The organism is Bradyrhizobium denitrificans (assembly GCF_013179005.1).
Lineage (GTDB): Bacteria > Pseudomonadota > Alphaproteobacteria > Rhizobiales > Xanthobacteraceae > Bradyrhizobium > Bradyrhizobium denitrificans.
Map to the genome: position 1 here is coordinate 140998 of NZ_JABFDP010000008.1, position 12201 is coordinate 153198.

The window sequence follows — 12201 nt, forward strand, 5'->3', positions numbered from 1 at the left end:
AAGCATCCCGCCGATCAGGGCAGAGGCTCCCGCATGGTTGCGACGCCGGACTATGTCGAATTCCTGCGCGAGCAATTCGCGCCGCTCGGCTCCATCACGCTCAGGCGCATGTTCGGCAAGACGGGTATCTTCCATGACGGCGCGATGCTCGGCATGGTCGCTGACAACACGCTGTATCTGCGGGTCGACGATGACAATCGTGCCATGTTCGCTGAAGCACAATCGCATCCGCCGCTGAACTATCGCAAGAAGGACGTCGCGATCGACCTCGCCTTCTGGCGCATTCCCGACCGGCTCTTCGATGAGCCCGACGAATTCATCAGCTGGAGCCGTGCGGCATTGGCGGCGGCGCGTCGAGCCGCGGCGAAGCGGAAAAAATCTCCCCGAATGGTTTGGCAAGAGAAACAAGCATGACGTCGAGCACCATCTGGATCCATTCGGGCCGCGCGCAGCTTGCCGCCGAGCTCGCGGGTCACGGCGCCCCCGTGGTGTTCCTGCATGCCGCCGTGTTCGACCGCACGATGTGGCGGGCGCAGCTCGATGCTGTCGCGGCAACGCATCTGGCGATTGCCTATGACCGGCGCGGCTTCGGCGAGACGCGGACGGAGACGGAAGATCATTCGCCGATCGCTGACCTCCTCGCCGTCATCGATGCGTTGGCGCCGGGCCGGCCGGCGACGCTCGTCGCGTGCTCGCAAGGCGGCCGCATCGCGCTCGATTTCGCGCTTCTGCATCCGTCGCGCCTCCGCGCGCTGGTGCTGATCGCGCCGTCGGTCAGCGGAGCGCCGGAGCCGGTCTATCCACCGCCGATCGAACCGCTGCTCACCCGGCTCGCCGCGGCCGAGGCTGCGCGCGACTGGGACCGGGTCAGCGCGATCAAGGTCCACCTCTGGCTTGATGGACCGCTGCAGCGGGAAGGCCGCATCACCGGCGAGCTGCGCGCGAGCTTTCTGCAGAAGAACCTGGCGGCACTGCGCGCGCCGGCGGTCGGCGCCAACCTCGACACGGCACCCGCCTTCCCGCGCCTCGCCGAGATCACCGCGCCGTCACGCATCATCTGGGGCGGGTCCGACTTTCCTCACATCCAGGAGCGAAGCCGCCTGATCGCGGCCACATTGCCGAACGGCTCGGGCTGCGCGATCGCCGAAGCGGCGCATCTGCCGAGCCTGGAGCGGCCGCAGGAGGTCACCCGCCTGATCACGGACTTTCTCGCGGGCTTGTGAGATCGCTGCCGAGGCAGGCCCCGCGGACTGATGCGAACTTGGCGTGCGGCTTAGACCTTGGCCGGGCCGTGTGCGTTCGGTTAGAAGGCGAGACTTTCGAGTCGTCCTCCCGTCTCCGTCCGAAGGAACTTCCATGGCCCTGATGCCGGTGTCCGATGCGTTGTCTGCAGTGCTCGCCGGCGCCGAGCCCCTGGCCGAGGAAAAGGTGGGGTTGGACGCCGCGTTTCACCGGGTGCTCGCCCGCGACCTCGCGGCGCTGCGGACCCAGCCGCCCGAAGCGATGTCGGCGATGGACGGCTATGCTCTGCGCGCAGCCGACGCCGACAAGCCCAAGGCACGATTGAAAGTCATCGGCGAGGTCGCGGCGGGACGGCCGTTCGACCGCGTCGTGGGGCCCGGCGAGACCGCCCGAATCTTCACCGGCGGCGTGGTGCCGGAGGGCGCCGATGCGGTCGTGATCCAGGAGGACACGATCGCCGAGGATGGCCACGTCGTGATCACGGAGCCGGCGATCAAGGGCCGGCACATCCGGCCCGCCGGCGTGGACTTCCACCAGGGCATGGTGCTGCTGCAGGCCGGACGCCGTCTCAGCGACCGCGATCTGTCGCTCGCCGCCAGCATGAACCATCCGGCGCTGCCGGTACGGCGCCGGCCGAAGGTGGCGCTGCTCGCGACCGGCGACGAGCTGGTGATGCCGGGATCCACGCCCGGGCCCGGCCAGATCGTCTATTCCAACGGCTACGCGCTGCGCGCGCTGGTGCGCAGCGAAGGCGCCGAAGCCATCGATCTCGGCATTGCCGCCGATACGCTCGAAGCGACCGTCGCCGGCATTCGCCGCGCGCGCGAGGCCGCGGCCGACATTCTCGTCACCACCGGCGGCGCGTCGGTTGGCGATCATGACCTGGTCAAGCAGGCGCTCGAGGCCGAGGGCGTCGAGATGGCGTTCTGGAAGATCGCGATGCGCCCGGGCAAGCCGATGATGCATGGCCGCCTCGCCGGCATGCGCGTCATCGGTCTGCCGGGTAATCCGGTGTCGTCCTATGTCTGCGCGATCCTGTTTCTGGTGCCGCTGATTCGCAGCCTGCTCGGCCGGGAGCCGCAGCTGCCGCGCGAGACCGCCCTGCTCGGCCGCGACCTCGGCGCCAACGATTCGCGTGAGGACTATCTGCGGGCACAGCTCGACAAGCGCGCCGACGGCACGCTGATCGCAACCCCCGTGACGCAGCAGGATTCCTCGCTGCTCGGGAATCTCGCGCTGTCGCAGGCGCTGGTGATCCGCCCGGCGTTCGCGCCGAAGGCATCGGCCGGCAGCCCATGCGAGATCCTGCGCCTTCCGCTCTGAGCCGATTTCCCCGGCAAATCCCGGTCCGTTCACCATATTTTTGGGATTGCGGAACACACATCGAACATATAGTGTCCGTTCATGATTTGTTTTTAGTATGTTGCGGGCGAACGCGATCGTCCGATTCCCCTTCGCTCTCGAACGCTGGTCGTCGGAGCACGGCACGGGACTCGGACGACACCAACTGGGGACCAGGTCGAGATGCTGACGCGCAAACAGTACGAACTTCTGCGGTTCATCAATGAACGGCTCAAGGAAGCCGGTGTGCCGCCGTCCTTCGACGAGATGAAAGATGCGCTCGACCTGCGCTCGAAGTCCGGCATCCATCGCCTGATCACGGCGCTGGAGGAGCGTGGCTTCATCCGTCGGTTGCCCAATCGCGCCCGCGCGATCGAGGTGATCAAGCTTCCGGAGCTGTCGCAGGCGGCCAGCAATCGCCGCGGTTTCACGCCGTCGGTCATCGAGGGGAATCTCGGCAAGGTGAGAACCTCCACGCCGGCGCTCGACGACGGCGAACGGCCCGTCGCGGTGCCGGTCATGGGCCGGATTGCCGCCGGTACCCCGATCGAGGCGCTGCAGACCCGCAGCCATACAATCAGCGTTCCGGCTGACATGCTCGGCAATGGCGATCATTACGCCCTCGAAGTGCGCGGCGATTCGATGGTCGATGCCGGTATTCTCGACGGCGACATGGCGCTGATCCAGCGCAACGAGACCGCCGACACCGGCGACATCGTGGTGGCGCTGATCGACGATGAGGAAGCGACATTGAAGCGCTTCCGGCGCCGCGGCGCCTCGATCGCGCTGGAGCCCGCCAACACCGCTTACGAGGTGCGCATCCTGCCGCCCAACCGGGTGAAGATCCAGGGCAAGCTGGTTGGCCTCTATCGCAAATACTGATCGCGGACATGCTGCGCGGATACTGACGCCGACAAGCTCGGCGGTCGTCACGATCAGCGGACCTCAACACTGACCGGGGGCGTGAGTGAGCTCCGCCGTCGGGACGATGCGGCGGCCACCTCAGGAAGCGGTGCGTCGCGCGACAGCGGCCGCTGGCGGCGAGCAATCACGCCCTCTGCCAATGCACCTCATGATGTGCAACGGATGTGCAACGCGGCAGACTCGAACGCGTGCTCAAACGCTTGTGATCGCGCGCAGGCAGAGGCCGTGCAGATCAGCGCAGAAATGCCGCGAAGCGCGCGCTAACATCCTCCTTGATGTCCACTCTGATAGAGGCCTGCGCCTGTCCGGGGGGAGCGTGGGTCGGCTATCTCTGAACGAGGAGCGATCCGATGTGTGACTACAGCCTCCATGCCGTTGCCTCCCGTCCCGCCAAGGTCGGCGAGACGCTGATTTCGACGACGTTCCGCGGCACCGCGACCCGTGGCTTCGCCTTGGAAAGCGAGCCCAACGTCGCGGTCTGCATGCTCCCCGGCACCGAGCTCGCGTTCGCCGAGGACGTCCGCTACGATAGCCGCTGGCTGTGGACCCGCACGATCCGCGAGCGCGTGGCCAAGTTCAACACCATCGAGAAGCACGTCCCCGATCGCCATCACGACGCCGTTGAGTTCGCCGACGGGCGCCATGTGCTTGTCACCCAGCTGTGCGAGGGCCAGCGCGTAACCGTGCTGCAGCTGCCGGTCACCAAGCCATCAGCCGATCGACGCCCGGATGTTGCGGAGGAGCTTCCGGCGACAGAAAGCCCGACGATTCGCCGTATCAGCATCACCTGATCGTACCGCTCGGCACCCGCTCGCGTTTTCTTGGCAAATCCACCCTCGTTCGGCGCGTCTGGATTCGCCGAGTCTGGATTCGCCAAGCCCATTCTTCGGATCGCACCGACGCGGCGCGGCAGCTCCTCGTTTTGGCAACAACCGGCGGCCGCCGCTTGGCGGCCTCTGGAAACGAACATCTGGTAACGAACATGGGGCGCTCGGCGGTCATCTTGTGAGTCCGCGGAGCGTCTCGTGATGTTGGCGTTCCATTTGAGATGATTGCGTGGGTGAACCGGCCCCCTCGCCGGTCGTGAACGACCTAATCATCTGCACCCTGCTCCGCCTCAGGCGGTGTCGCGTCCTGGACGCGTGGCATCGACGCGCGCGGCGTCAGCACCGGCTCGAACTCGCCCGTCTCGGCGGCTGGCCACCATGGCCGGCTGGTGCCGACGGCGCGCGCCGGTGTGACAGCAAATCCCGCCCCCTGCGTCGCCAGCATCAAGGCGCCCTGCTGCTGCAGGCGCTGGCGATCAATCGCGGCGGCTGCGCAGGACGCTGGCGCAGCGCGCGACGTCACGATCAGTGCCGCGCGCGTGCAATCGTCGGCCAGCGCCTCCGGGCGCAGCGTCAGCGCCACGAACCGGCCATCGGCCATGGCCATCACACAACCGGACTCGTCGCAGGACACCCCGTCTCCCAGGGTGGGGTCCGACGGCACGCGCGGATCGGCATCGGCCGCCAGCCACTCCTTGACGACGAACACATCCTTGCCGGTCCGCATCACATGCAGCCGACCGTCGCGCCCGCGCACGGCGACCGCGCGTCCGTCGCCGGAAATCAGGATGTCCGGCTGCGGCGTGCTGACGGACCAGATCGTGGCAATAGCGATCAGGACCGCGCCCGACCAGCGCAGCGGTGTCCGCAACAGGCCGATGAGCAGGAGCCCGAAACTGGCCAGGATCAGCGGACCGATGCCGAACGCCGTGACGCGTCCGACGGCCCCAGGTAGCGCCGCCACCCAGCGCGTCACCGCGATCATCCAGTCGATGCCCCAGCCCATCAATGTCCAGCAAAGACCGTCGAGTCCGAAGGGCGCCGCAAGCAGTCCCAGCAGGCCGGCCGGCATCACCAGCGCCGAGACCACGGGCATGGCCGCAAGATTGGCCAGCACGCCATAGGGCGTGATCCGATGGAAGTGAAACGCCGCATAGGGCGTCGTGGCGAGCCCAGCGATCAGCGAGGCCAAGAGCAGCATCGCGAGTTCGCGGCCGCCCCATAATGCGATGCGTTCGGTGACGGACCTGTCCGGCGTCGCGAATAATCGCGGCAGCCCGAATTGCACCAGCGCGACCAGGCCGAGCGTCGCCGCGAACGACATCTGAAAGCTCGGATGGACGAGCGCTTCGGGCGCCGCGATCAGGACGATCATCGCCGCGACGGCCAGCGTGCGGAACGTCACCGCGCGGCGGTCGACCATGACTGCGATCAGCACGACGGCCGTCATGAAGAACGACCGCTGTGTCGCGACCTCCGCGCCCGACAGGAGCAGATAGAACGCCGCCGCGACCAAAGCCGCCGCAGCCGCCCATTTCTTGATCGGGAGGCTCACCGTGAGGCCGGGGATCAGTGCGAGCAGCGCGCGCACCGCGAAGAACACGACGCCCGCGACCACCGCCATGTGATAGCCCGAGATCGAGAGCACATGGCCGAGGCCCGAGATGAACATCGCGTCGTTGACATCAGGCGTGATCGCATCGCGCCGGCCGGTCAGCAGCGCGGTCGCGATGGCGCGCTCGTCGCCATCGAGCCGGGCCCGGATGCGCGCGTCGATCGCATCGCGCAGGCCCTGCATGGCCGCCCCATAGCGCAGGCCAAAGCCGCCCTCCTGCGGCGGCGTCAGCGTCGTGATCCCGCCCATTACGAAGCCGGAGGCGCCGATGCCTTGGAAGAACATGTCGCGCGCGAAATCGTAGCTGCCGGGCCGCACCGGCGCCAGTGGGGGCAGCAGCCGCGCCTTGAGCTGCACGAAGCTGCCGACATCGGGCGCGGTGCCCTTGCGCACGGCCAGCCGGACGCGCGTCAGCGTGATCGCGTGGCGATCGCTCTCCATCGCGGTCACACGCAGCACGATGCGATCGCTGCGCTCGCGGATGTCACGCGCCTCGACGAAGCCGGACAGCGCCACGGAGTAAAGCGGCCGAGGCAGCACCGGATGCGCCACGCGTGCGGTCTTGCTGGTCGCGACCGCATAGCCGGACGCCGCGGCCGCGATCATCACCACCGCCGGAAACAGCGGATGCCGCCGCATCAGCGCGGCGACGATGCAGAGCAGCAGCGCGGTCGGCACGCTTGCCCACAGCGCGGGCTCATGATCGGCGGCAAAATAAACCGCAATGCCGGCGCCGAAGGCGACCGGCACCCAGGGCAGCAGCCGGCCAGCCCCGGCCTCCTCGCGCGTCCAGCGCGTCAGATGGGCGGATAGCGACGGCCAGGCGTCGGCGCCGACCTCAGGCCAGCCTCCGGTCCGCGCGCCGCGTGGCGGCCAGACATCGGCCATCACGCCCGCGATCCCGCGACGCCATCCTGGCGGCCTGGCGGGCTCCGCCATCTCGGTACCCCGTAATTTTACGGAAGCAGAGGCTAGCGGAACTCAGCGGAACTGGCCTAGCGGAACAAAACGCGAATCTCGCAGCTATGTGCACGAATGGTGATTGGAACTTTGGGTCGCATCGGTGCTTATTGGGGCATGGACGACGACCGTATTGACGACCCCCTTGCCGATCTCGATCTCGAGAAGGCGATCCACCTGCGCTGGACATTGCGAGACATCAAAGGACGCCGGCTCGCGCTCTCGCCCGTCGCGGACGAGGATATTGCGCTGCTCACCGCCCGCGGTCTTGTCGAGGTCAGCAACGGCGTGCCGAGGCTGACCGAGGCTGGCCATGACGCGATCACCTGAGGCGGCGATCGCGCCGGCCGGGCGCATCATCCGCCTTTCGCGACTTCCTTGGCGAACGTATCGCGCAGGCCGATCGTGCGGTTGAAGACGAGCTTGTCCGGCGTCGAGTCCGGATCGCGCACGAAATAGCCCTGGCGCTCGAACTGCATCGGTGCATCCGAATTGGCTGCCGCGATCGCCGGCTCGATCCGGGCGTCGGTCAGCACTTCGAGCGAGTTGGGGTTGAGGTCGGCGGTGAAGTCGGCGGCGTTGGGGCTCGGATTGGCGAACAGCTGATTGTAGATGCGGATCTCGGCCGTGAGGGACTGCGCTGCCGGCAGCCAGTGCATCGTCGCCTTGACTTTGCGCCCATCGGGCGCGTTGCCGCCCTTGGTCGCCGGATCATAGGTGCAGCGCAGCTCGACGATCTCGCCGGCCGCGTTCTTGATGACCTCGCGGCACTTGATGAAATAGGCATAGCGCAGCCGCACCTCGGTGCCGGGCGACAGGCGGAAGAACTTCTTGGGCGGGTTCTCCATGAAGTCGTCCTGCTCAATATAAAGCTCGCGGCCGAAAGCGATCTTGCGGGTGCCGGCGGATGGATCGTCCGGATGGTTGATCGCCTCGAGTTCCTCGACCTGGCCTTCCGGATAGTTCTCGATCACCATCTTCAAGGGACGCAGCACCGCCATGCGGCGCAACGCCGTGCGGTTCAGCTCCTCGCGGATGCAGAATTCGAGCATGCCGACATCGACGATGCTGTTGGCTTTCGCAATGCCGATGCGCTTGATGAACTCGCGCACCGCGGCCGGCGGCACGCCGCGGCGCTTCAGCCCGGCGATGGTCGGCATGCGCGGATCGTTCCAGCCGGCAACGTGGCCGTCCTGCACCAGCCGCGTCAGCACGCGCTTGGACAGCAGCGTGTAGGTCAGGTTGAGCCGCGCGAACTCGTATTGATGCGGATGCGACGGCACCGGCAGCTTGTCGAGGAGCCATTCGTAGAGCGGCCGGTGATCCTCGAATTCGAGCGTGCAGATCGAGTGCGTGACGCCCTCGATCGCGTCCGACTGGCCGTGGGCGTAATCATAGCTCGGATAGATCTTCCAGGTGTCGCCGGTGCGCGGGTGATGGGCGTGCAGAATCCGGTAAAGCACGGGGTCGCGCAGGTTGATGTTGCCGGCGGCCATGTCGATCTTGGCGCGCAGCACGCGCGCGCCGTTCGGGAATTCGCCGGCCTTCATGCGCCGGAACAGGTCGAGATTCTCCTCGACCGTTCGGTCGCGGAACGGGCTGTTCTTGCCGGGCTCGGTGAGCGTGCCGCGCGCCAGCCGGATCTCCTCCTGCGACTGGTCGTCGACATAAGCGAGGCCGGCCTTGATCAGCCCTTCCGCCCACTCGTAAAGCCGCTCGAAATAGTCCGACGCGTAGAACAGGTTGTCGCCCCAATCGTAGCCGAGCCAGCGCACGTCGGCCTGGATGGAATCGATATATTCCTGCTCCTCCTTGGTCGGATTGGTGTCGTCGAAACGCAGATTGCAGCGGCCGCCGAATTCCTTGGCGATGCCGAAGTTGAGACCGATCGACTTGGCATGGCCGATATGCAGGTAGCCGTTCGGCTCCGGCGGGAACCGGGTGACGACGGTCTTGTGCCTGCCGCTGTCGAGATCGGCCTGGACGATGTCGCGGATGAAGTCGCGCCCTGCCTCAGCCGTCGCTGCCGTGTCTGTCGTCGTGGTCATCAAGAATATCCTGCTCCGGAATTTGGCAGCCTATCTGCCAAATCCGCCTCCCCCAAGGAAGGCTTTAGTTATGCGATAGGCCTGCTATACACCCCCCGCCCTTTACAGCCCCTGCCTGGATTTCGTGCTGCCGCCCATGACCTCACCGATCGTCACGCGCTTTGCCCCCTCCCCGACCGGCTTTCTCCATATCGGAGGCGCCCGGACGGCGCTGTTCAACTGGCTGTATGCGCGCGGCCGCGGCGGCAAGATGCTGCTCAGAATCGAGGACACCGACCGCGAGCGCTCGACGACGGCAGCGATCGACGCCATCCTGGACGGGCTGAAATGGCTCGAACTCGATTGGGACGGCGAGGTCATCTACCAATATAGCCGCGCCGCGCGCCACCGCGAGGTCGCCGAGCAGCTGCTCGCCAGCGGCATGGCGTATCGCTGCTATGCCACCGCGGAAGAGCTGGCTGCCATGCGCGAGAAGGCGCGCGCCGAAGGCCGTACCCGGCTCTATGACGGGATGTGGCGCGACCGCGACCCGAAGGACGCGCCAGGCGACGTCAAGCCGACGATCCGGCTGCGCGCACCGCTGACCGGCGAGACCGTCATCGAGGACCAGGTGCAGGGCCGCGTGGTCTGGCAGAACGAGAATCTCGACGACCTCGTGCTGCTGCGAGGCGATGGCAATCCGACCTATATGCTGGCCGTGGTGGTCGACGATCACGATATGGGGGTCACCCATGTGATCCGCGGCGACGACCATCTGATCAACGCCGCGCGCCAGAAGCAGATCTACGATGCGCTGGGCTGGACGGTGCCGTCGATGTCGCACATCCCGTTGATTCACGGGCCCGACGGTTCGAAGCTGTCGAAGCGCCACGGCGCACTCGGCGTCGATGCCTACCGCGCGATGGGATATTTGCCGTCCGCGCTGCGCAATTACCTGGTGCGGCTCGGCTGGAGCCATGGCGACCAGGAGATTTTCTCGACCGAGGAGATGATCAAAGCGTTCGATCTGCCGGCGATCGGCCGCTCGGCGGCGCGTTTCGACTTCGCCAAGCTGGAAAATCTCAACGGCCACTATATCCGCCACAGCGATGACGCAGCGCTCGTCCGGCAGTTCGAGGACGTGCTGAATTACGTGCCGAACGGCGCGACGCTCAAGGCCAAGCTCAATGACGCGACGCGCGCGCAGCTGACCCAGGCGATGCCGAGCCTGAAGGAGCGCGCCAAGACGCTGCTGGAGCTGATCGACGGCGCCGCCTTCCTCTTCGCCGACCGGCCGCTGCCGATCGATGCCAAGGCTGCCGCCCTGCTGACGCCGGACAGTCGCGCCTTGATCGGCCGACTGCACGACGCGCTGGCGGCCGTGGAGCCCTGGAGCGGCCCGGCCACAGAAGCCGCGCTGCGTGCATTTGCCGAAACGAACAATCTCAAGCTGGGCGCGGTGGCCCAGCCGCTGCGCGCCGCGCTGACCGGACGGACCACCTCGCCCGGCATCTTCGACGTTTTGGCAATTCTGGGGCGTGATGAATCCCTAGGCCGTCTCAAAGATCAGACCACCTCATAAGGTCTCATTTACCCCATCTTGCAGCGCACAGGGCAATACGATACGCATTTGCGCGGCACCAACCGGTGTCCCGGCTTTGGCATTCGTAACACGTTGCGGCGGGCCTCGTTTACGGATGTTACAGCCGAAGGACACTAGTAAGTATAAGAATCCAGTGCGGTTTCGGATTTGACCTTCGCTTAAGGTCTTCGCAGCGAAAGTGCATGCGAATGTCTTTGACGCGAATGTCTCTGACGCGAATGTCAAAGCCACCGCACTAGATAAAGTCCACCCGCCCTGCCATCTCTCAAAAAGAACAAGGGCCAAGCCTAACGATCTCATCGGGGACAAACGATGGACGCAAAATCCGCAAGCAAGACCGCGACCCTCACCGTCGGCAACAAGAACTTTGATCTTCCGATCCTGAGCGGCACGGTGGGCCCCGACGTCATCGACATCGGCAAGCTCTACGCCCAGACCGGGATGTTCACCTATGACCCCGGCTTCACCTCCACCGGCAGCTGCCAGTCCAAGATCACCTATATCGACGGCGACGCCGGCGTCCTGGAATACCGCGGCTACCCGATCGAGCAGCTCGCCGAGAAGGGCGACTTCCTGGAGACCTGCTATCTCCTGCTGTACGGGGAACTCCCGACGGCGGCGCAGAAGAAAGACTTCGACTATCGCGTGACCCATCACACGATGGTGCACGAGCAGATGTCGCGCTTCTTCCACGGCTTCCGCCGTGACGCGCATCCGATGGCGGTCATGGTGGCCTCGGTCGGCGCGCTGGCCGCGTTCTACCACGACTCGACCGACATCAACGATCCGAAGCAGCGCATGATCGCGTCGATGCGGATGATCGCGAAGATCCCGACGCTCGCGGCGATGGCCTACAAATACACCATCGGCCAGCCCTTCGTTTATCCGAAGAACGCGCTGTCGTTCGCCGAGAACTTCCTGCACATGTGCTTCGCCGTGCCGTGCGAGGATTACAAGCCGAACCCGGTGCTCGCCGACGCGCTCGACAAGATCTTCATCCTGCACGCCGATCACGAGCAGAACGCGTCGACCTCGACGGTCCGCATCGCCGGCTCCTCGGGCGCCAATCCGTTCGCCTGCATCGCCGCCGGCATTGCCTGCCTGTGGGGCCCGGCGCATGGCGGCGCCAATGAGGCCGCACTGAACATGCTGGCCGAGATCGGCACCGTCGACAAGATCCCTGAGTTCATCGCCAAGGTGAAGGACAAGAACAGCGACGTGCGCCTGATGGGCTTCGGCCATCGCGTCTACAAGAACTACGACCCGCGCGCCAAGATCATGCAGAAGATGTGTCACGCGGTGCTCAAGGAGACGGGCCACGCCGACGACCAGATGCTGAAGGTCGCGCTGGAGCTCGAGAAGATCGCGCTCAGCGATCAGTACTTCATCGACCGCAAGCTGTATCCGAACGTCGACTTCTATTCGGGCATCACGCTCAAGGCGATGGGCTTCCCGGTCTCGATGTTCACCGTGCTGTTCGCGGTCGCCCGCACCGTCGGCTGGATCAGCCAGTGGAGCGAGATGATCGAGGACCCGCAGCAGAAGATCGGCCGGCCGCGCCAGCTCTACACCGGCGTGGCCACCCGCAACTATGTCGAGATCGACAAGCGCGGCTGATCGATAGCGAGATCAATCATCAAGGGCCCGTCCAGAGCGCTGGAC

At 65.9% G+C, this 12201-nt stretch carries 10 protein-coding genes; 8 read left to right on the forward strand and 2 right to left on the reverse strand.

The window, feature by feature from the left end; genetic code table 11:
- Positions 1-33: 33 nt before the first annotated feature.
- The 5 genes from HL671_RS10625 (at position 34) to HL671_RS10645 (ending at position 4298) form a co-directional block, all read left to right on the forward strand.
- Positions 34-414: a TfoX/Sxy family protein gene (locus tag HL671_RS10625; protein ID WP_172236369.1), complete on the forward strand. Its 381-nt coding sequence runs from the start codon at positions 34-36 to the stop codon at positions 412-414.
- Positions 411-1223: an alpha/beta fold hydrolase gene (locus HL671_RS10630; RefSeq protein ID WP_172236370.1), complete on the forward strand. Its 813-nt coding sequence runs from the start codon at positions 411-413 to the stop codon at positions 1221-1223. The genes HL671_RS10625 and HL671_RS10630 overlap by 4 nt, the downstream gene beginning before the upstream one ends.
- A 133-nt stretch (positions 1224-1356) precedes the next feature.
- The gene (locus HL671_RS10635) at positions 1357-2565 is read left to right on the forward strand and encodes a molybdopterin molybdotransferase MoeA (RefSeq protein ID WP_172236371.1); all 1209 of its coding nucleotides are present in this window, start codon (positions 1357-1359) and stop codon (positions 2563-2565) included.
- 201 nt (positions 2566-2766) lie between these two features.
- Positions 2767-3465, forward strand: coding sequence for a transcriptional repressor LexA (gene lexA / locus HL671_RS10640; RefSeq protein WP_012044524.1), 699 nt, complete (start codon positions 2767-2769; stop codon positions 3463-3465).
- Between the two features lie 392 nt (positions 3466-3857).
- Positions 3858-4298, forward strand: a complete 441-nt coding sequence (locus tag HL671_RS10645) for a hypothetical protein (RefSeq protein WP_012044525.1) — start codon at positions 3858-3860, stop codon at positions 4296-4298.
- 301 nt (positions 4299-4599) lie between these two features.
- On the opposite strand, the gene HL671_RS10650 is transcribed toward HL671_RS10645, so the two are convergent.
- Complete coding sequence (locus HL671_RS10650; RefSeq protein ID WP_172236372.1) at positions 4600-6888, reverse strand: ComEC/Rec2 family competence protein; 2289 nt, start codon at positions 6886-6888, stop codon at positions 4600-4602.
- 138 nt (positions 6889-7026) lie between these two features.
- Between HL671_RS10650 and HL671_RS10655 the strand changes: the two genes are divergently transcribed.
- Complete coding sequence (locus HL671_RS10655; protein ID WP_172236373.1) at positions 7027-7239, forward strand: hypothetical protein; 213 nt, start codon at positions 7027-7029, stop codon at positions 7237-7239.
- Between the two features lie 26 nt (positions 7240-7265).
- Here HL671_RS10655 and HL671_RS10660 read toward each other — a convergent pair whose 3' ends face one another.
- The gene (locus HL671_RS10660; RefSeq protein WP_172236374.1) at positions 7266-8957 is read right to left on the reverse strand and encodes a glutamine--tRNA ligase/YqeY domain fusion protein; all 1692 of its coding nucleotides are present in this window, start codon (positions 8955-8957) and stop codon (positions 7266-7268) included.
- 136 nt (positions 8958-9093) lie between these two features.
- Here HL671_RS10660 and gltX point away from each other — a divergent pair, with 136 nt between their 5' ends.
- Together gltX and gltA are read left to right on the forward strand one after the other, a co-directional pair.
- Positions 9094-10518 (forward strand): glutamate--tRNA ligase, encoded by a 1425-nt coding sequence (gltX, locus tag HL671_RS10665; protein ID WP_172236375.1) that lies wholly within the window; start codon positions 9094-9096, stop codon positions 10516-10518.
- A gap of 333 nt (positions 10519-10851) precedes the next feature.
- Complete coding sequence (gltA, locus tag HL671_RS10670) at positions 10852-12156, forward strand: citrate synthase (protein ID WP_012044530.1); 1305 nt, start codon at positions 10852-10854, stop codon at positions 12154-12156.
- Positions 12157-12201: the final 45 nt, after the last annotated feature.